The sequence below is a fragment of the Pedobacter jamesrossensis genome, from assembly GCF_042650905.1.
Taxonomy (GTDB): Bacteria; Bacteroidota; Bacteroidia; order Sphingobacteriales; family Sphingobacteriaceae; genus Pedobacter; species Pedobacter jamesrossensis.
In genome coordinates this window covers 81,700-103,130 of record NZ_JBHSBY010000034.1, presented here as the reverse complement: position 1 = coordinate 103,130, position 21,431 = coordinate 81,700, and the positions used below count along the sequence as shown (strand labels likewise).

The 21,431-nt window shown below is 36.3% G+C and carries 18 protein-coding genes; 11 read left to right on the top strand and 7 right to left on the bottom strand.

The features are described from left to right. Nucleotide 1: 1 nt before the first annotated feature. A complete protein-coding gene (locus ACFOUY_RS07195; RefSeq protein WP_378959811.1) occupies nt 2–619 on the bottom strand; it encodes an N-acetyltransferase in 618 nt (205 codons plus the stop codon). Nucleotides 620–899: 280 nt separating this feature from the next. Between ACFOUY_RS07195 and ACFOUY_RS07190 the strand changes: the two genes are divergently transcribed. From ACFOUY_RS07190 to ACFOUY_RS07150, 9 genes are all read left to right on the top strand, one after another. Beyond that, nucleotides 900–2,237: a sigma-54-dependent transcriptional regulator gene (locus ACFOUY_RS07190; RefSeq protein WP_378959810.1), complete on the top strand. Its 1,338-nt coding sequence runs from the start codon at nt 900–902 to the stop codon at nt 2,235–2,237. A gap of 243 nt (nt 2,238–2,480) precedes the next feature. Continuing rightward, a complete protein-coding gene (locus ACFOUY_RS07185; RefSeq protein WP_378959809.1) occupies nt 2,481–4,061 on the top strand; it encodes a M1 family metallopeptidase in 1,581 nt (526 codons plus the stop codon). Between the two features lie 390 nt (nt 4,062–4,451). After that, nucleotides 4,452–4,529 carry a K(+)-transporting ATPase subunit F gene (kdpF, locus tag ACFOUY_RS07180; protein ID WP_378959883.1) on the top strand — a complete coding sequence of 26 codons (78 nt, stop codon included), beginning with the start codon at nt 4,452–4,454 and terminating at the stop codon, nt 4,527–4,529. A gap of 79 nt (nt 4,530–4,608) precedes the next feature. After that, on the top strand, nt 4,609–6,327 hold the full coding sequence (kdpA, locus tag ACFOUY_RS07175; RefSeq protein ID WP_378959808.1) for a potassium-transporting ATPase subunit KdpA: 1,719 nt from the start codon (nt 4,609–4,611) through the stop codon (nt 6,325–6,327). A 78-nt stretch (nt 6,328–6,405) separates the two neighbouring features. Further along, on the top strand, nt 6,406–8,433 hold the full coding sequence (gene kdpB, locus ACFOUY_RS07170; RefSeq protein ID WP_378959807.1) for a potassium-transporting ATPase subunit KdpB: 2,028 nt from the start codon (nt 6,406–6,408) through the stop codon (nt 8,431–8,433). A 124-nt stretch (nt 8,434–8,557) separates the two neighbouring features. Further along, nucleotides 8,558–9,118, top strand: coding sequence for a K(+)-transporting ATPase subunit C (locus ACFOUY_RS07165; RefSeq protein WP_378959806.1), 561 nt, complete (start codon nt 8,558–8,560; stop codon nt 9,116–9,118). 177 nt (nt 9,119–9,295) lie between these two features. After that, nucleotides 9,296–10,363, top strand: a complete 1,068-nt coding sequence (locus ACFOUY_RS07160) for a porin (RefSeq protein ID WP_378959805.1) — start codon at nt 9,296–9,298, stop codon at nt 10,361–10,363. An 85-nt stretch (nt 10,364–10,448) separates the two neighbouring features. Further along, on the top strand, nt 10,449–11,573 hold the full coding sequence (locus ACFOUY_RS07155) for a sensor protein KdpD (RefSeq protein WP_378959804.1): 1,125 nt from the start codon (nt 10,449–10,451) through the stop codon (nt 11,571–11,573). A 180-nt stretch (nt 11,574–11,753) separates the two neighbouring features. Continuing rightward, nucleotides 11,754–13,505: a HAMP domain-containing sensor histidine kinase gene (locus ACFOUY_RS07150; protein WP_378959803.1), complete on the top strand. Its 1,752-nt coding sequence runs from the start codon at nt 11,754–11,756 to the stop codon at nt 13,503–13,505. Between the two features lie 73 nt (nt 13,506–13,578). Here the strand turns inward: ACFOUY_RS07150 and ACFOUY_RS07145 are convergent, their stop codons facing one another. From ACFOUY_RS07145 to ACFOUY_RS07125, 5 genes are all read right to left on the bottom strand, one after another. Beyond that, complete coding sequence (locus ACFOUY_RS07145; RefSeq protein ID WP_378959802.1) at nt 13,579–13,821, bottom strand: hypothetical protein; 243 nt, start codon at nt 13,819–13,821, stop codon at nt 13,579–13,581. Nucleotides 13,822–13,950: 129 nt separating this feature from the next. Further along, a complete protein-coding gene (locus ACFOUY_RS07140) occupies nt 13,951–14,427 on the bottom strand; it encodes an acyl-CoA thioesterase (RefSeq protein WP_378959801.1) in 477 nt (158 codons plus the stop codon). Between the two features lie 195 nt (nt 14,428–14,622). After that, nucleotides 14,623–16,758: a glycoside hydrolase family 97 protein gene (locus ACFOUY_RS07135; protein ID WP_378959800.1), complete on the bottom strand. Its 2,136-nt coding sequence runs from the start codon at nt 16,756–16,758 to the stop codon at nt 14,623–14,625. Between the two features lie 121 nt (nt 16,759–16,879). Further along, nucleotides 16,880–18,133, bottom strand: a complete 1,254-nt coding sequence (locus ACFOUY_RS07130; protein WP_378959799.1) for a DUF2130 domain-containing protein — start codon at nt 18,131–18,133, stop codon at nt 16,880–16,882. A gap of 88 nt (nt 18,134–18,221) precedes the next feature. Then, complete coding sequence (locus ACFOUY_RS07125) at nt 18,222–18,602, bottom strand: OsmC family protein (protein ID WP_378959798.1); 381 nt, start codon at nt 18,600–18,602, stop codon at nt 18,222–18,224. Between the two features lie 305 nt (nt 18,603–18,907). Between ACFOUY_RS07125 and ACFOUY_RS07120 the strand changes: the two genes are divergently transcribed. Together ACFOUY_RS07120 and ACFOUY_RS07115 are read left to right on the top strand one after the other, a co-directional pair. Continuing rightward, nucleotides 18,908–19,432 (top strand): YtxH domain-containing protein, encoded by a 525-nt coding sequence (locus ACFOUY_RS07120; protein ID WP_378959797.1) that lies wholly within the window; start codon nt 18,908–18,910, stop codon nt 19,430–19,432. Between the two features lie 221 nt (nt 19,433–19,653). Further along, entirely contained in the window at nt 19,654–20,229 is a 576-nt protein-coding gene (locus ACFOUY_RS07115) for a YdcF family protein (protein WP_378959795.1), read from the top strand. A gap of 120 nt (nt 20,230–20,349) precedes the next feature. On the opposite strand, the gene obgE is transcribed toward ACFOUY_RS07115, so the two are convergent. Then, nucleotides 20,350–21,345, bottom strand: coding sequence for a GTPase ObgE (gene obgE / locus ACFOUY_RS07110; RefSeq protein WP_378959794.1), 996 nt, complete (start codon nt 21,343–21,345; stop codon nt 20,350–20,352). Nucleotides 21,346–21,431: the final 86 nt, after the last annotated feature.

Sequence of the window (21,431 nt, the reverse complement as noted above, 5' to 3'; positions counted from 1 at the left end):
TTTAGTTAATGGTTTGTAAAATGGTATCTGTATTTAATTCTTCTTTGGGTTGAAGAACTTGAATTGCCTGCCCGGCATTTTTTTCTGGAGTATAGAGCATGGCGGTACATAAACAATTACAATTTTTCTTTTGCTTAAGAATATCGTAATTGACACAGCTTTTGCAACCTTCCCAGAAATTAAAATCATGTGTAATCTCTTCAAAAGTTACAGGCTCAAAACCAAGGGCACTATTCATTTTCATAATTGCAGCCCCAGAGGTGATGCTGAAAATTTTTGCTTCTGGATAAATTCGGCGGGACATTCGAAAAACACGGTTTTTTATACACCTCGCAACACCCGAATTTCGAAATTTCGGCGCAACAATAAGCCCAGAATTTGAGACGAAATTACCATTCTCCCAGGTTTCGAAATAAGAAAAACCAACCCATTCACCCAAAGAGGTTAGCGCAATAACCGCCTTACCAGTAGTCATTTTTTCCACTACAGATGATATGCTTCGCTTTGAAATACCTGAACCCCTGGCAATCGCTGAACTTTCCGTTTCCTTTACAATTTCATCGGCATAACACGCATCTTCTGCAGTTGCGATGCGAACAAAAATTAATTGATTATTCATTTTAATAAAATTTCATCAACGGACTTCAAACGGAATGCCTTTCGGTAGATTTTATTATAAATAGCGTTTAAGAGTATCAATAGCCGATAAAAAAAAATATTCATCACCATCAGCGTTTTAAAAACACTACCATAATGGAAACTTAATTTTCATTATGGCAAGCTTTTTATTTTTTTGATAAAATGTAGCATTTTGAGATGTTAATATGTCCGAGCCAAGCAAATTTTCATTTTATTTTTTAGAAATTTTTATCCTTAATATTGCACCATAAATTATACCTATGAATGGGATTGTGCTCATCATTGATGATGAAAAGAAGATTTGCAGTTTACTTTCCAGAATTATAGAACTCGAAGGGTTTAAAACTTTACAGGCCAATACTGGAAAAGAGGGCATTAAACTTCTAAAAAACAATGAAGTTAGTCTTGTTATCAGCGATGTAAAATTGCCTGATGTAAACGGCGTTGCCTTGGTAAAAGAAATTAAATCAATTAAACCCTTTGTAGAAGTTATTAACCTTACCGCTTACGGAACCATTGCTGATGGCGTTTTAGCTATTAAAAATGGTGCTTTCGATTACCTTGTTAAAGGTGATGACAACGACAAGATTATCCCGCTGATTTACAAAGCAATGGAAAAAGCTAACCTGCAGCAAAGAGTTTTCGATTTAGAGCATAAGATTACAGGAAAACACAGTTTCAGCACAATTATCGGCCAATCCAAAGCCTTAAAAGAAGCTATAGATTTAGCCCGAAGGGTTAGCCAAACCGATACAACAGTTTTACTTTTAGGCGAGACTGGAACTGGAAAAGAAGTTTTCGCCCAATCTATTCATTATGAAAGTCCAAGGGCATTAAAACCTTTCGTTGCGCTTAATTGCAGCGGCTTTAGTCCTGAGCTGCTAGAAAGTGAGCTTTTTGGCTACAAGGCTGGCGCTTTTACTGGTGCGAATAAAGATAAAAAAGGCTTATTGGAAGAGGCTAACGGCGGCACGTTATTTCTGGATGAAATTGGAGAAATGAACCTTGATTTGCAGGCGAAATTGCTAAGGGTTTTAGAAAACCAGAGTTTCATTAAAGTCGGCGATACGCATACCCAGCAGGTAAATGTGCGTATTTTGGCTGCAACCAATAAAGATTTAAAAGCTGACGCTGCATCAGGTAGATTTCGTTCTGATTTATATTATCGACTTTCTGTTTTTAGCATAACTTTACCTCCATTGCGTGATAGAAAAGGCGATATTCCTGCTCTGGCAAAACATTATCTGAAAGAATTTTCTGATAAAGTAAACCTGACCGCACTTAAAATGGATGAAGAAACATTGTCTATTTTAACAGAGCATAGCTGGAAAGGTAATATCCGTGAGCTTAAAAATGTAATTGAGCGTCTGGTTATTTTATCAGATGGAAAACTACTAAATAAATCGGCATTGCCTCCTGAGTTCTTTGAATATACACCTATGGAAAACGATTACAATTTACAGCAAATCGAAAAACAACACATTCAAAAAGTGCTCATTCATACCAAAGGAAACAAGGCGGAAACTTCGCGATTATTAGGAATTGGATTGACAACACTCTACCGAAAAATTGAAGAATATCAAATTAAAGAATTCTGAAAAATATAAACGTACTTGGGAGAAAACAAAAAATATTGTCATTCTGAGCTTGTAGAAGGACAAATATTTTTTGTTTTTGACTTTAAAAAGGTTATTCGACAGGCTCAGAATGACACCCAACTTTGGTGTAGCTTAATGGCATTGGAAAGGTTCCTCGAGTACCATAAAAATTTAATCTAAAAAAAACCGTTCTATCTTTACATTCATTTTGATAAATAAATTATCTTTCGAAAAAAAATAAATATGCAGAAAAGCTTTCTAACCATCTTACTTTCCCTTATTTCAATATCGATTTTTGCACAACAAAATTATTTTCAACAACATTTAACTTATAATATTGATGTTACTTTAAACGACAAAGACAAATCTTTGAAAGGTTCTGAAAACATTGTTTATAAGAATAATTCGCCGTCTACGCTTGATTTTATCTGGTTTCATATTTGGCCAAATGCCTACAAAAACGAATCGACTGCTTTATTTCAGCAAATTAGAAATGATACTTCTCGCAAGGAAAAACTCAAAGATGTAGCTTATGGCAGTATTGATGGATTGGGTTTTAAAGTAAATGGAAAAGCGGCAAAAACTCAAGCGCATCCTAATCCTCAGTATATCGATATCGTTAAGGTTTTACTTCCAAATTCATTAAAGCCCGGCGATTCTATTACGATTTCGACAGATTTTAATGTAAAACTTCCAAGTTATTTTTCTCGTTCGGGTTATGCTGAAACAGAATTCATGGTTACACAATGGTACCCAAAGCCAGCAGTTTTTGATAAGGATGGCTGGCATGAGTTTCCATATTTAGATATGGGTGAATTTTATAGTGAATATGCAGATTACAAGGTAAACATTACTTTACCATCAAGCTATGTGGTTGGTGCGACAGGTGTTTTACAGAATGCAAATGAACTTGCCGCTTACAAAACCATAGGGGCAAAAAACAATGCTAACCGTGGTGATAAGCCCACAATTTATACACCAATCGAGAAATCCGCAACCAAAAAACTAAGCTATTCAATTAGCAATGTTCCAGATTTTGCCTGGTTTGCAGATAAGGATTTAGTTATCCAGTATGATACAGTAAAGCTTGCGTCTGGTAAAGTTGTAGATGCTTTTAGTTATTATCACAATAAAAAAAATACACTTTGGGTAAACAGCATCGATTATATTAAAGATGCCACTAAAAAATACAGTCAATGGGTTGGAGAATACGAATATCCTGTTGTTCAAGCTATCGAAGGGCCAAAAAATAATGCGAGTGGTGGCATGGAATATCCAACCATTACTTTAATTACAAGCCCTGATGCGAAAAAAGAAACTTTAGATGGTGTAATTACCCATGAGGTTGGACACAATTGGTTTATGAGTATGCTGGGAAGTAATGAAAGAATGCACACCTGGCAGGATGAAGGATTTAATACTTTTTATCAGTTCAGATACGAAGCTGAAAAGTATAAGGCCAATTCTATTTTCGGCGATGCCATTCCGGCAAAGATAAAAGAGCTTCCAACGGATAAATTCCTGGCAAGTATTTATGGCGCATTAACGAATGTACCAATGGAATCGGCAATTGAAACACCAGCGGCTGATTTTAAAACCTCAGAAGAATATGGCATAATTTCTTATGCCAAAACAGCATTGTGGCTATATATTATAGAATCACAAATCGGTCAGGAGAAATTTGACAAAGCATTTCAGGCTTACTTTAGCGAATGGAAAAACAAACATCCAAGCCCCGCTGATTTTAAAGCATCTTTCGAAAAATCATTAGGTGTTAATTTGGATAAGTATTTTGAATTATTAAATCAGAGAGGGAAGTTTTAGAGGAGCTGAAAGCAGAAAGATAAAAGCTGAAAGACTAAAGCGAAAAGAATGTATTTTATTAGGTCAAAAGCTTGGCCTAAGCGAACGGTATGTTTTATAGAAAAATTTTAAGCCGGCAATTCTGTGTTTTTATAAAATCTTTTCAAAACGATAAAAACCTTTCCAAAATGGAAAGGTTTTTTTATGCCCAAAATTTCAAAAACCACACAAAAACAAAACAAAACACTAATAACCAACAACTTAACTACAATTCGTTTTCTACGGCATAAGAGTTGGCAATAGGCATTTCATAAATCAATAAGTTATGACAATTATCCTGTTTCTAATTCTAATCCTGCTCTGTTGGGCAACTTACCTTTCTATCGATTGGTTCGAAAAAATCTAAAGAAAATGTTAGCACTATTCATCATCGCAGTCGCCGTATTTATCTATATGATTTACGTGTTGATCAAACCAGAAAAATTTTAAAGTCGATGTCATATTGAGATAGTCGAAACAAATTCTTCGATAAACTCACAATGACAATTACGTTGTAAAAACATTAAAAATGAACACTGAATTAACCGGCATCATTGCCACATTCTTGCTTACCTTAATCATAGCCATTCCTTTAGGAAAATATTTGGCAAAGGTTTTTGCAGGGGAAAAAGTCTGGACAGACTTTTTAAAACCGCTCGAAAACGGAATTTATAAACTCTCAGGCATCAACGTTAAAGAACAGATGAACTGGAAACAACAATTAAAAGCCTTATTAACCATCAATATTTTATGGTTGGTATATGGTTTTTTTGTATTAATATTTCAAGATAAACTGCCTTTCAATCCGGATGGTAACCCGGGAATGACACCAGACTTGGCTTTTAACACCGTTATCAGTTTTGTAGCCAACTGTAATCTTCAGCATTATTCTGGCGAAACTGGCGTAAGTTATTTAACGCAGCAATTCGTATTAATGTTTCTTCAATTTGTGAGTGCGGCGACAGGGATTGCTGCTGCAGTTGTGCTATTTAAAGCCTTCAGAGATAAAACAGCAACACAATTAGGTAACTTCTGGGAGTTTTTTGTAAAAGCAATTACCCGTTTGTTATTACCATTATCAATTGTAATGGCCTTGATTTTAACTTTCAATGGTACACCAGCAAGTTACGAAGGTAGAGATCAATTCATTTCGATGCAGGGCGATACCGTAAACGTTTCTCGTGGACCAGCAGCACAAATGATTGCTATAAAACACTTGGGAACGAATGGCGGAGGGTATTTCGGTGTGAATTCTGCCCACCCATTCGAAAACCCAAGTTATTTTACCAACATGGTTGAAGTTATTTCTCAAGTGATTATACCTATAGCAATGGTTATTGCTTTCGGTTATTTCGTCCGCAGAAGAAAATTAGGCTGGACTATATTCGGCGTAATGACCATTGGCTTATTTTTATTGCTAATTCCAATGCTAAGTTCAGAGTTAGGTGGTAACCCAGCTTTAGCTAAAATGGGTATCTCTCAAACCACAGGCGCAATGGAAGGCAAAGAAGTTCGCTTCGGTCCTGCCGCTTCTGCATATTGGAGTACAGTTACAACGATTATTTCTACAGGTTCTGTAAATAGTATGCACGATAGCACCATGCCAATGTCTGGCACATGGCAATTATTGGGCATGATGATTAATGCATTTTATGGTGGTTGTGGTGTGGGTTTGTTAAACTACTTCATCTACCTAATTATCGCAGTATTCATTTCTGGATTGATGGTTGGCAGAACGCCGGAGTTTTTAGGTCATAAGGTGGAGGCAAGAGAAATCAAAATAGCTGCAATCATCACATTGTTAAGTCCGTTTTTAATTTTAGCGGGAACAGCAATTTCCAGTTTCGTTTTTGTTAACCATGGCGATGCGAGCTGGGCTGTTCAGCCGAAAGCTTGGTTAAATAACCCGGGTTTTCATGGCTTTTCTGAAATGCTATACGAGGTAACTTCATCAAACGCAAACAACGGTTCTGGCTTTGAAGGCTTAGGTGACAATAATATTTTCTGGAATGTTTTAACAGGCGTAATCATTTTTCTTGGTCGTTTCCTACCGATTATTGGTCCGGTTGCTATTGCAGGTTTACTAGCCAATAAAAAGTTCATTCCAGAATCTGCAGGAACGCTTAGAACCGATACCAAAACTTTTGCACTGATGACTTTCGCTGTGATTGTGGTGTTGAATGCACTTTCATATTTCCCTGCTTTGGCCTTAGGTCCGTTGGCAGAATACTTTACAAAATTGATGTAACAGGTAAGATGGATATTGGAAAAAACCATGTACATCAAACATCTTACATTTTAAATTCTACATTTTAAAATATAAAAAATGAAACCCAATAATAAATTGTTCGAACCTGCTTTAGTGCAAACTGCATTAAAACAATCTTTCATCAAGTTAGACCCTCGGGTAATGGTTCGCAACCCGGTTATGTTTACTGTTGAAATCGGAACGCTGGTAATGGCTTACGTTACCGTTTACTCTTTCAACCATAACGGACAAGGTTCTCCACTTTACAATTTCTTTATCTTTTTAGTACTTCTTTTAACTGTTTTATTCGCCAATTTTGCAGAGGCGATTGCCGAGGCAAGAGGGAAAGCGCAAGCAGACAGCTTACGTAAAACCAGGGAAGAAACACCTGCTAAAGTACTTCTAGATAATGGCACAATCGAAATCCGTTCATCCAATCAGTTAAAAAAAGGTGATATTTTTGTATGCGAAACCGGAGATACCATCCCAACAGATGGAGAAATTATAGAGGGAATTGCAACCATCGACGAATCAGCAATTACAGGAGAATCTGCTCCAGTAATCCGTGAGTCTGGTGGCGATAAATCATCGGTTACTGGTGGAACAAAAGTTTTATCAGACGAGATAAAAGTGCAAGTAAGCACAGCGCCTGGCGAAAGCTTTTTAGATAAAATGATTGCTTTAGTGGAGGGCGCATCTCGTCAGAAAACGCCAAACGAAATTGCTTTGACTATTCTTTTAGCAAGTTTCACCTTAGTATTTATCATCGTTTGTGTAACATTAAAGCCTTTCGCAGATTATGCAAATACACCAATTACTATCGCTGCATTAATCTCTTTATTTGTTTGTTTAATTCCAACAACAATTGGGGGCTTACTATCAGCCATTGGCATTGCCGGTATGGATCGTGCATTAAGAGCAAACGTAATTACCAAATCTGGTAAAGCAGTAGAAACTGCCGGGGATATCGATGTATTACTGTTAGACAAAACCGGAACAATCACAATCGGTAATCGTAAGGCAACTAACTTTTACCCTACTTCTGGTGTAATTATTAAAGATTTTACAGATGCTTGTGTATTGAGTTCTCTAGCAGACGAAACCCCAGAGGGAAAATCAATTATTGAATTGGCAACAGAGCAAGGTTTTAAAAGCACAGGTACTCCAGCAGGCTCTACATTCATCAAGTTTACAGCTGAAACTCGTTCAAGCGGATTAGATACCAAAGAAGGTAGAAGAATTAGAAAAGGTGCTTTTGATTCCATCAGAAATATTGTCGAAAAAGCAGGAAATATTTTTCCATCGGATATTGAAGACCACGTTAAAGCCATAGCTACCAACGGGGGAACACCTTTAGTGGTTTCGGAAAACGAAAAAGCATTAGGCGTTATAGAATTACAAGACATTATCAAACCAGGTATCAGCGAACGTTTCGAACGTTTGAGAAAAATGGGTGTAAAAACGGTAATGGTAACGGGTGATAATCCTTTAACGGCAAAATATATTGCAGAAAAAGCGGGAGTAGATGATTTTATCGCAGAAGCAAAACCTGAGGATAAAATGAATTACATTAAAGATGAACAAGCTCTAGGAAAACTAGTTGCTATGATGGGCGATGGCACAAATGATGCGCCTGCGCTGGCACAAGCTGATGTTGGCGTGGCCATGAACAGCGGAACACAAGCTGCTAAAGAGGCTGGTAATATGGTCGATTTGGATAATGATCCAACTAAATTAATCGAGATTGTAGAGATTGGAAAACAACTATTAATTACCCGAGGTACGTTAACCACTTTCTCAATAGCGAATGATGTAGCTAAGTATTTCGCTATCGTACCTGCGTTGTTTATTGCCTCAATCCCAGCTTTGCAAAGCCTGAATATCATGGGCTTGCATACCCCAGAAAGTGCAATTATGTCGGCCGTTATTTTTAACGCGATTATCATTCCTATTTTAATTCCATTGGCACTAAAAGGGGTGGCATACAAACCTATCGGAGCAACTGCATTGTTGCGCAGGAACTTATTTATTTACGGAATTGGTGGTGTTGTCGCTCCATTTATCGGTATCAAATTAATTGATTTGGTTGTGGGACTTTTTGTATAAACAGAAGATAGTAAATAGATAAAATAATAAGTGAAAATAGGGAGCTAGGAAATAGATCTATCGGTTAATTAGGCATGTGGCCAATTTCCCATTATCTATTTTCTTTTACCAAAACAATAAAAAAATGAAAAAGTACATCATACAATCTATACGCTTAACCTTAGTTTTAATCGTATTATTATGCATCATTTATCCCATCAGCATTGCCGTTGCAGGCAAACTTTCTAAAGGAAATGGTGGTGGTGAAAAAATCACAAAAAATGGAAAAACAGTTGGCTATGCTTTATTAGGTCAATCGTTTACCAAACCAGAATATTTCTCTGGCAGACCATCAGCAGTTAACTACAATGCAGCAGGATCTGCGGGTTCAAATAAGGGCCCATCAAATCCTGACTATTTAAAAGAAGTTCAATCGAGAATTGATACGCTTTTAAAATATAATCCAGGTTTAAAGAAATCAAATATTCCAGCTGATATGGTTACCGCATCGGGAAGTGGTTTAGACCCAAATATTTCTGAACAAGGCGCCGCAATACAAGTTGCAAGAGTGGCAAAAGCCCGTAAAATAAGCGAACAAAAGGTTAAACAGTTAGTGGCGATAAATACGCTTAAACCACTATTGGGTTTATTCGGTCCATCATCGGTTAATGTATTGAAATTAAATATGGCGTTGGATAGTTTGTAATCAATTGTTAGTTTTTAGCCGCTTCGTTTCGACTGGAGCATAGCGAAATGGAGAAATCTTTGAAAGTTGCGTTTTATCTTGAAAAGATTTCTCCACTACGGTCGAAATGACGATGAACTACTAACCGCTTTAAAAATCTGTAAAATCATATCATCTGTCTTATCATCCTTTAAAAAAATGAAAAAACTAATCACTTTTATTACAACAATAACAACCTTAAGCGCTTTTGCTCAAGACGCACCTAAAGTTAAATTCTCTGGATATCTTGAAACTTATTACGGCTACGATTTTAACAAACCAGCCGACCATAATCGCCCAGCTTTTATCTATTCGCATAACCGCACCAATGAGGTAAACTTAAATTTAGCATTCATTAAAGCGGCTTATGATGATGGCGCTATCAGAGCAAACGTTGCAGTAATGGCCGGAACTTATGCCAATGCTAATTTATCAGCAGAGCCTGGTGTTTTGAAAAATATTTTCGAGGCTAATGCCGGCGTTAAATTATCAAAATCAGAAAATCTTTGGATTGATGCTGGTGTATTTTCATCTCATATTGGTTTCGAAAGTGCAATTTCTAAAGATTGTTGGGTATTAACACGGAATATTTCTTCAGAAAATACGCCCTATTACGAATCTGGAGCAAAAATAACTTACGGCACAAAAGATGGAAAATTAACCGCGACTCTACTCTACTTAAATGGATGGCAAAGAATTACCCGTGTAGATGGAAATAATAAACCTGCCGGAGGGTTACAATTAACCTGGAAACCAACCGATAAAATCACCGTAAATTATAGTAACTATTTAGGTACTGAAGGCGTAGATTCTATTCGTACAAATCGTTTTTACCACAACGTTTACGGGATTTTTCAGTTAACTGATAAGTTTGGATTAACACTTGGTTTCGACTACGGAACACAACAAAAAGTTAAAGGAAATAACGATAAAAATGAAATTTTATCGCCTGTCGCTATTGCGCAATATAAGTTTGCACCTAAATGGGCCGTTGCAGGAAGATTTGAGTATTACGAAGACAAAAACGGTGTTTTCATTTCAACTGGAACACCAAATGGCTTTAAAACAAAAGGCTATTCTTTAAATCTAGATTATTCTCCCATTCAAAATGCAGTTATCCGTTTAGAAGGAAAAGCTTATGATAGTAAAGACAAAATTTTTAACCGCGAAGGAATTCCGGTAAATGCAAATGCAACAGTTACGGCAAGTATAGCGGTAGCTTTTTAAAAAAATGCTACCACGGAAACACAAAATTTACAGAAGATTTATTCCGTGTAAATCCGTGTTTCCGTGGTAAATTGAAATATACACCATGCAACAAAAAGACGATTCTGTTAAAAAATTTCTCGAACTGATCAAAAAATCAAGAAGAGGAAAGCTCAAAATCTATATTGGGATGAGCGCTGGAGTAGGCAAAACCTACCGGATGCTGCAAGAATCTCATGCACTTTTGCGCAGCGGAATTGATATTTGTATTGGGTATGTGGAAACGCATAAAAGAGTCGAAACGGAGGCTTTAGTCGCTGGTTTACCCCTAATCCCACGAAAAAACATTTTTTACAGGGGGAAGGAAATTGATGAAATGGATTTGCAGGGTATTCTAAATCGTCATCCGGAAATTGTTGTAGTTGATGAACTGGCACACACCAATGCCGAAGGAAGTAAGAATGCAAAACGTTGGCAAGATGTTTTTGACCTTTTAGAGGCCGGAATTAGTGTAATCTCTGCTGTAAACATTCAGCATTTAGAAAGTATAAATGAAGAAATTGAGCACATTACAGGCATTAATGTTACCGAACGAATTCCTGATAAAATATTAGAGATTGCTGATGAAATTGTAAATATCGATTTAACGGCTGATGAATTGGTTACTCGATTAAAAGAAGGAAAAATATATGATAAAAGTAAAATCGAGCGGGCTTTAGAAAACTTTTTCCAAGCCGATAAAATTCTACAGTTAAGAGAATTGGCATTAAAAGAAGTGGTGCATCAGGTGGAAAGAAAAATTCAAACCGAAATACCCAAATCAATTAAATTACGTCCAGAAAGGTTTCTTGCTTGCATTTCATCCAACGCCGAAACTGCAGGCGTAGTAATTAGAAAAACTGCAAGGTTAGCCTCCTATTACCGCTCGCCATGGGTTGTTTTATATGTGCAAAGCGATGCTGAAAGTTTCGATAAAATTAAACTGGATAAGCAGCGGTATTTAATCAATCATTTTAAACTGGCTACCGAATTAGGCGCAGAAGTGGTTAAAATCAAAAGCAATCAGGTTACTCAAACGATTATTACTATGGCGACTGAAAAAGAAATAACTACGATTTGTATAGGCAAACCACATTTAAATATTTTTCAGGTTATTATGCGAACGGCAATTTTTAACCAACTGTTGCGTAATTTAGCCAGTCAGGAAATAGATTTGGTTATACTATCTTAAAATTTCAACCATTTAAGGGCCTGAGAACATCTAAGTTAAGCTAGCTGAGATGTTGTAAATAGCAAAAAATAAAACTGACGATACTATATTAAAATATTTCATCTCCTAAAACACGTAAAAACGCCGATACAAAATCGAAGATGATCTTAGGTGTCTTAGGTGGTAATTAAATCAAAAGTCATGAAAATAAAAACCAAGCTCCGCCTGGGATTCGGGTTTCTCTTTATAATCGTTTTGTCCTTTGGATTGATTGCTCTATTCTTCTTGAATGAGCTTTCTGATAAATCGAAAGTTATCCTAAAAGATAATTACAAATCACTGAAATATGTAGCCTCGATGCGAAACCTAGTTGATGAAAACACTTTTCCATTGGAAAATAATAAGGCACAAATTTTTGAGCAAAACTTAAAGAACGAAGGGGAAAATATTACTGAAAACGGCGAAAAATCAGCTTATCAAAACCTAAACTTGGCGTACCGGACGTTGCAAAACTCATCTACAAATTCCATTAAAGAAAATGGATTAAAAAATCTTCGTTCAGCTCTTCAACATATAGAAGAATTAAACATGAAAGCCATATACGATAAAAATGAACTAGCAAGTGCGGCATCGGCCAGGGCAAATTTATACATTTCTATTGCTGCCGTGTTAAGCTTTTTAATTCTATTCACTTTCATTGTTAATTTCCCAGGTTTTGTAGCTAATCCATTAGCTGAATTTAGCGCCGCCATTAAACAAATCAGTAGAAAAAACTACAAACAGCGACTTAATTTCACAAACGATGATGAATTTACAGAACTCGCAGATTCTTTTAACGGCATGGTGGCTAAACTAAACGAATGGGAAAATAGTAATCTTTCTAAAATAAAATCAGAAAAATCGCGTATCGAGGCCATCATTGCACAGATGCAGGATGCTATTATTGGCTTAAATGAGAAAGGCGAAGTGCTCTTTTTAAATCATTTGGCAGCCAGGCTGATGAATTTGGACGAAGAAAAAATTATCGGTCAGAATGCAACTGAATTGATAAAAAAGAATGAGCTTTTGAAAAGGATTATCAAACCTGAAACTGAAGATAAAACGCTTAAGATTTTTGCTGATGAAAAGGAATCATACTTCTTGTTAGAAAATCGTGAAATTATCATTCCCAATTATGAAGAGCAGGAAGAAAAAGCGCTTACCTCTTCATCAAAATCTGCAGGAAGTGTTTATGTGTTGAAAAACATTACCCAGTTTAAGGAATTAGATGAGGCAAAAACGAACTTCATTGCTACCGTTTCTCATGAGTTAAAGACACCTCTTTCGTCTATAAAAATGAGCTTAAAACTCTTAAATGATGAGCGTGTTGGCTCCATGAATGAGGAACAAAGCCAGTTACTAACACATATAAAGGAAGATAGCGACAGATTATTAAAAATAACCAGCGAGCTTTTAGACCTATCGCAAGTAGAAACGGGCAATTTAAAACTCACTTTTGCCATTACGAAACCGGAAGATATCGTGAATTATGCTATAGATGCTGTTAAGTTTCAGGCAGAACAGAAATCAATTAATCTGGAATTAAATTGCGACAGAAATCTACCAAATGTAAATGCTGATATTCAGAAAACGGCTTGGGTTATGGTTAATTTTCTATCCAATGCATTACGTTATAGTGCAGAAAAATCAAAAGTAGTTATTGATGTTTTCCAAAAAGATAAGTTCATTCAATTTTCTGTTCAGGATTATGGAAAAGGAATTGATGAAAAGTATCAGAAACGATTATTTGAAAGGTATTTTCAAGTTCCTACTGATGGCCAAAACAAATCGGGTTCGGGTTTAGGCTTAGCTATCTCGAAAGACTTTATAGAGGCCGAAGATGGGAAAATCTGGGTAGTTAGCGCAATTGGTGAGGGTAGTAAATTTTGTTTTACACTGCCAATTGTTGGTTAAGCTTTAACCATAAACCACGGGAGGTAAAAAGTATATTTTCCTTTAAACCATTGTATACTGTAAAAAATCAGATTTAAGCGTAATAGATATCGCCAATTTTTTTTACCATTTCGTCAATAAGGTTATACTTTAAATTTATCCAATTCTTTTCTGTCACTGAATATTTTAAAAGTTCTTTTGTTTTTGACGTCTGTAATTCTGGCAATTCCTTTAAAGCATTTAAGATGTCCTCAATATTTTTGGGATTATAAATTTTAATCATTTCGGCTTTCATCACAAGGTTTTGCAATGAACTAATACGGTTTTGATTTTCCATTATAATTTTGATTTATAACAAAAATAAATCAACTTCATATCAAATCATACCGTAAAAACACCCTAATTTAATTCTGATTTTCTAGACAAATCCAGTATAAAAATCGATGAAGTAAACATCTATCCAATCTTAAACAATGTAAGGTTCCATTTCTTTATCAATGCTTTTTCGTAACTCCATTAATTTTATTGCGTAGCCATGCATGGCAATTTCCCTGTCTGTTTTAGGCTTAAAAGCAGGCACCGATTTTGGTTGTCCATTTTCGTCAACAGCAACGAAAACAATTATACAATGTGTGTTTTTCACAAAATCTGATTTACCAACAGGTTTCGAATAAGCATCTACAGCAATATGCATACTGGTTTTACCTGTGTAAATAATCCTGGCTTCCATCTTAACCAAATGACCGATATGAACCGGATGGAAAAATCGTATCCCACCAACATATACCGTTACGCAATAAGAATCGCTCCATTGTAAAGCACAAGCAAAGGCAGCTTGATCAATCCATTTCATCATCATTCCTCCATGTACTTTTCCACCGTAGTTTACATCAGAGGGCTCGCTTAAAAATTGAAGTTCGATGTGGTTTTTAGTTCTGGCCATTTTTTGCTTGATTTATGTTGTTTATTCAACCGCAAAGTACAAAAAGTGAAAACGCAAAGAAAGAAAAGCTAAAATTTTTAAATAAAAAAGTCGCAGCGAAACGCTACGACTTCATTTTTCAACTTTGTGTTATTTGTATCCCAGTGGTAAAAAATCCGCGAAAACTTGGTGGTCTTTGCGGTAAACCACAAAAAATTATTTTGCCATTATACTTATCGCATAGCCCCCACCAGGTGCACAATACTGCGTTAATTTCGTTTTACTTGTTACCTCCATTTTGCGAATCGTATACGCTTTAGGATTGGTTTCATAATTCGCATCTTTTGCATCAGCATAAATAGTTGCCGTATATTTTTTACCTGAATCTAGAAAACTGAAATCGATTTTCGAAGTACGGGCAACTTCATCATTGGTTCGACCAACAAACCAATTATCTTTTCCTTTAGCTTTACGGGCAAATGTGATGTAGTCGCCTGGTTCTGCTTCTAAAACTTTGGTATCATCCCAATCAACCGCCACATCTTTAATAAACTGGAAAGCATCCATGTACTTATTGTAAGTTTCTGGTAAGTCTGCTGCCATTTGCAATGGACTATACATTGTAACATAGAGCGCCAATTGGCGAGCCAAAGTACTGTGCACAAAAGAATTGTTCTCCGGATTGTATACACTCACTCTAGTTTCAAAAATACCGGGTGTATAATCCATCGGACCTCCAATCAAACGGGTGAAAGGTAAAATGGTAGTATGATCGGCATTGTTACCACCGAAAGCCTCATACTCGGTTCCACGGGCAGATTCGTTACCAATTAAATTTGGATAAGTACGAGCCAAACCAGTTGGGCGAACAGCCTCATGTGCATTAACCATAATTTTATACTCAGCCGCTTTTTGAATTGCATATAAGTAATGATTGTTTAACCATTGTCCGTAGTGATGCTCGCCACGAGGAATCATATTACCCACATAACCACTTTTTACCGCATCGTAACCATTAGCTTTCATAAATTTGTAAGCGGTATCTAAATGCCTTTCATAATTACGAACCGAAGAAGAAGTTTCATGGTGCATAATCATTTTAATGTTTTTACTTGCCGCATAGCGATGTAATTCCTGCACATCAAAATCCGGGTAAGGCGTTACAAAATCAAAAACATAATCTTTTGTTTTACCAAACCAATCTTCCCAACCTTCGTTCCAGCCTTCAACTAAAACGGCATCTAAACCATTTTTAGCAGCAAAATCGATATATTCCTTAACGTGAGCTGTATTTGCAGCGTGTTTTCCGTTAGGTTTAGTTTTAGAATAATCAGTTATACCTAGTTGTACGCTGGTTAAATCGTTATAAGCCCATGTGCTCTTTCCTGTAATCATTTCCCACCAAACACCAACATATTTAGTAGGTTTAATCCACGATACATCTTTAAATTTTGTTGGCTCATTAAGGTTATACGTTAATTTTGAAGTCAAAATATCGCCCGCCTTATCGCTTACAATAATGGTTCTCCATGGCGATAAACAAGGCGCTTGCATATAGCCTTTGTCACCTACTGCGTCTGGAGTTAACCAAGATTCTAAAACCATATTTTTATCATCAAGATTTAGCGACATTAATGAGTAGTTGATTAGCGCCGCCTCGTGAATGTTGATGTATAAGCCGTCTTTACTTTTCATCATTAAAGGTGTTTGCAGACCTGTTGGCGAGAAAGTAGTTTGCGATGCATTTGGGGTTACCGCAGCTTTCATTTTACTACGCACTTCTGATAAGTTTGAAGTTACCGTACTATATTCTTGCGTATCATAATCGCCAGGTAACCAAAAAGCCTTATGGTCGCCAGCTAAAGCAAACTGTGTTTTTTCTTCCTTAATGACGAAATAATCGAGGTTTTTCTGCTCCGGGAATTCATATCTAAAACCCAAACCATCATTAAATAGACGCAAGCGAATGATGATAAAACGATTGGTTTCCTTTTGAGTTAAGGTAACAGCCAATTCGTTATAATGATTCAGAATTTCTTTTACTTCGCCCCAAACCGGTTTCCAGGTTTCGCTAAATGTTGAAGTTTTACTATCAGAAATGGCAAAACCATTCATCAAAGATTTACCTTCCTTAAGCTCCAAACCAAGCTTACTGGTTTTAATTACATCTTTTCCTTTGTATTTCAAACTGTAAGTTGGCACACCACCATCAGCCAGAGAAAAGTTTGCCACCAAATTCGCATCTGGCGATTTTAATTCCTGTCCGGAAACGTTCCCGGAAAATATTAAAAGGCAAATAAATGCTAATAATTTAGAGTAGTTAAGGGATTTGTTGTTTTGTTTTCTATTCACTGTATATAATTTATTTGATAATTGTATTTTATCTTGAACCGCAGATTTTCACAGATAAACACAGATTTTGTTTAATATTTTTATCTGTGTCTCTCCTGTTTATCTGAGGTTAATTTATTAATTAATCCAACAACAAAGCATCATCGTCGTCATCCGTTAAACTTAACTGAATACTGTCACTTCCGGCAATACCTTCAATCGAACCACGGATGTGTGTCGCGTTCAACAAAACTTTTTCCAACTGTTTTTCTCGTGCTTTCCACAAACGTTCCATTGCATCACGCTCACGCTGGATAGATAATTTCATACTCATAAAACCCTCACGAATCGCTTTCCATTGCTCCGAAAACTCAGCTCCGGTTAAATAATCGTAAAGCATATGCATTTTATCTCCTCGGTTTTCTTGAGATTTCATTGCGGTAGATAATCGCAAAATTCCATCACGTAAAACATAAGCAACTGCATTAACTTCTTCGAATGAGCAAATCCAAACACCATCTCGCTGCCCGAAACTTGTCATTCCTTTCGGATAACATTGGCTCACAATTACGGCAACATCTACGCCCATGCTGCGCATATCTTTTTTCAGTTTTTCAATCCAATCGCCACCAAAATCTTTTGTTCGTTTACTCTCATAAATGATTTTACCGCACTCTTGCCCAAATTGGTTACGAACTACTTGAACACAATCTGCTCCACGAACGCCTTTACCAACTTCTTCAATTAAATCGAAAGGGAAATTACTACGCAATAATTCTTCTAAAATCAATTCTTGCACTTCGCCCTGCAATTGCATACTACCTTGCTCTGCTTTGCGTTTCATTTCTTCTGCCAACTTTTTCTGGTCGTCAAGTTGTTTTTCCAGCTCTCTTAACCGCAACTGATGCTCTGTATCTTTAATGCTATTTTTTTCGGCTTCCTGCTTACGTATTTGCTCTACCAACTCATTTCTCTGCTCTTGCATTTTCCGCTGGAAAGCCAATTCCATTTCTTCCTCTTTAAGTTTTAAGCTTTGCTCTCGGCGCAAAAACTCCAGCTCCTTTTCGCGGGCAAGCTTCAGTTTTTCTTCATTATCCTTAGCATTCCCTTCAAGCATTTGCAATTTGGTTTCGAAATCGGCCGCGATACTCTTGCGTAAGTTTTCTTCCAAATCGCCTTTCAACTTGTTTTTTTCTTCTGCAAGTTTTACATCAAAAGCTTTTTGCTGTAGTTGCTTTTCGTTTTCCAATAAAGCAACTTTCTCCTGAAATTCCTTGTCGCGTTGCTTTGTAAAAGTAACCATCTTCTCTCGCAGCTCTTTCTTATAATCTTCGGCCATGGCTTCTTCCATCGGAAAAACATGAGCACAGTTGGGGCATTTAATTTCAGTAGCCATAAATATTTTTTCACTTCAGAGAACACTGAAGCATTACAAATATATTAAAGCTTTTTAGGAATAAGTAAACGAGTTTTACACCATTTAATTACAACACTTTCGAGCGAACTTCGTTACCTGCCGTAAGAATTTTACTCACTGGACATTTTGCGGCAATATCTTCCAATCTCAGTTTCTGTTCTTCGGTTAAATCGCCCGTGCACGTAATTTCCTCAAAGAAAATATTTTCCGCATTTTCAATACCCATGTTTACTTCCACTTCAATTTTATCAACCGTCCAGCCTTTTCTATCCACATACATTCTTAAAGTTATCGCAACGCAAGATGCAAGCGAGGCCATCAATAAACCCTTGGGTGCAAATCCTTTGTGCGTTCCACCCAATTCTACTGGCTCATCTACTATAACTTGATGAGAACCATTTGTTACTGAACAAGCATAGTGCTCTTTATTTATCGTTGCTTTTACCATGTTTTTATTTTTTTCAAATATTAAGGTTTAACCTCTAAAACTTACAATTTCTTTATCATTTTTTTTTTGAAAATCAATGCGCAGTATTCCATCGCATCTGTAGTCCTGCTGTCCATTATATCCCAATTGAAAAAATTGGGGACGCCATTACCATCAGGTTTAAAAATTAAAGCCAGCTTTTCATTTGATTAGCTTGCTCCTATCATCCGCCAAAGTAAGTATTTACAATGGTTTATAACTGGATTTTAGGGCTGTATTCTATTGTTTGCAGCACAAAATTTGCATTCTAAACCCGATTTAGCGAGATGCTGCGATTTAAGCATCAGCAATCTTGTTTTTTCACAGGTTTCATCGGAGCAGAAGCTATAGCGGGATTAACTTTTCATAATATTACTCCAAGTGCTTTCCAAAAAAACATCAAACATTCTACCCTCAAATTTGTTGCCTTTAAAAAACACATTATCATGAAATACAGAAAGTTAATCGGAAAATATTTAGAGCATAAATCACATAACAATGCACAAATAGCCATTGCTTTAGTAGCAGGCTTAGCCGCTGGCGCAGTAATTAGCGTTTTATTCGCACCTGAAAGTGGCGCTGGAACCCGTGGAAAAATTGTAGGAGGTGCAAAAAATCTACGTTACGGCTTTCAGGATAAATACAACCTGTTAAAAGAAAAAGTATTTGGCGTAGAAGCAATTGAGGAAGATATTGTAGAGCATGAAATCCCACATTTTAAACATAAAACAGAGAAAAAAAGAAAATCTGATGTAAAAGATATTTTAGAAAATGCATATCAAAACGGGCAAGTTCAAGAAGGACAGGGTTAATTTCTTGGAAAGCAAATATTAAATATTAGTTTTGAGATTATTTGCTTTCCATGTTTTTCATTCTCTCAAAAATTATCGTTTTCTTGATCAAACCATTTTTTTGGATTTGCATATTTTTAATTTTAGCGCTCCTTGCTAAAAAAGAAAAAATTAGGAGACTGTTCTTTTTTGCAGGAATAATATTACTGTTACTTTTTTCAAACAGTTTTTTAATCGGAAAAGTGTTTAATGCATACCAAGCCGATTATCCACCAAAAAACAAAAAATACGACGTTGCAATTGTTTTGGGAGGTTTTTCTGGATTAAATAAACGCAATAATGAAATTTCTTTCGGCAATTCGAGCGATAGACTATTCCAGGCAATTGCACTTTACAAAAAAGGCATTGTAAGTAAAATTCTGTTAAGTAGCGGAAGTGCCAACTTGGTTGACACAAGTGCAAAAGAAGCAGATTTAGCACTTGCTTACTTGAAATTGATTAATATTCCAGATTCTGCAATATTAATAGAAAACAAAAGTAGAAATACGGTAGAAAATGCAGAATTCAGTTTAGCACTTATTAAAAAACATCATCCAACTGCCCACATTTTAGTGATAACAAGTGCCTGGCACATACCCAGAGCAAAGTTAATTTTCAATAAAAAAAGCAAAGAAATAGACTTCTATCCTACTGACTTTAGAGGTGAAACTGAATATAGTTTTGGAGATTACTTTATACCTAATGCTTCAGCGCTTTCAGGTTGGGATACACTTCTAAAAGAATGGATTGGCTTGTTAGTAGACAAAATAAGAAGCTAAATATCTACTTCCTGTTCTGTGTTATCTGTTTGGATGCCAAATTTTAGGTTAAATTATTCTTTAACTTAATATGCTAGCAACTAAATACTGGTAACTGACAAGAGCAAATTCGTAAATCAATTATGCGTCAATTGCTTTCCAAAGCATATCTTTCAATTCCAAAATGTTTTTTTCTGCAACTGATGAAATAAATATCGAAGGAATATTAGGCAAATCCTCTTTCATTTCACTCATTAATTCATCGTCAAGCATATCAGATTTTGTAATTGCCAAGACATGGGGTTTTTGCATTAATTCGGGATTGTAAGATTCTAATTCTCTTTTAAGAATTTCGTATTCTTCTTTTATTGTTCTGCTTGTATCAGCCGGAACCATAAACAACAATACAGAGTTTCGTTCTATATGACGTAGGAAACGGTAACCTAAACCTTTACCTTTCGATGCGCCTTCGATAATTCCGGGAATATCAGCCATTACGAAAGATTTTCCTCCACGATAACTAACAATACCAAGATTTGGAACAATCGTAGTAAAAGGATAATCGGCTATTTCTGGTTTCGCGGCAGAAACTACAGAAAGTAAAGTAGATTTACCTGCATTTGGGAAACCAACTAGGCCGACGTCAGCTAAAACTTTGAGTTCAAGAATATTCCAAACTTCTTTTCCTTGTTCTCCTGGTTGTGCAAAGCGTGGTGTTTGCTGAACAGAGTTTTTAAAGTGTGCATTACCCAAACCGCCACGTCCACCTGCGGTTAAAATTTTTGTTTCTCCATCTTTTGTGATCTCGAAAAGTACCTCGCCAGTTTCGGCGTCCTTAGCAATAGTTCCAAGCGGAACTTCTAAAATTTCATCTTTACCCTGACGACCGAATTTATGAGAACTTCCTCCTGCCAAACCATCTTCAGCGATAATGTGCTTACGATATTTAAGGTGTAACAATGTCCAAATGTTGCTACTCCCAACAACAATAATGTGGCCACCACGACCGCCATCACCACCATCAGGACCGCCCATTGATGTTAAAATATCACGATGCAAATGTGCTGAACCTGCACCGCCCTTACCAGAACGGCAACATATCTTTACATAATCTACGAAATTTGAACCTTGAGACATATTGATTTATGATTTTAGATTGATGATTTTAAGTTCTAAAGTCACCAATTAACTATTATTATATTTTGCACTCACGATTTTAACAC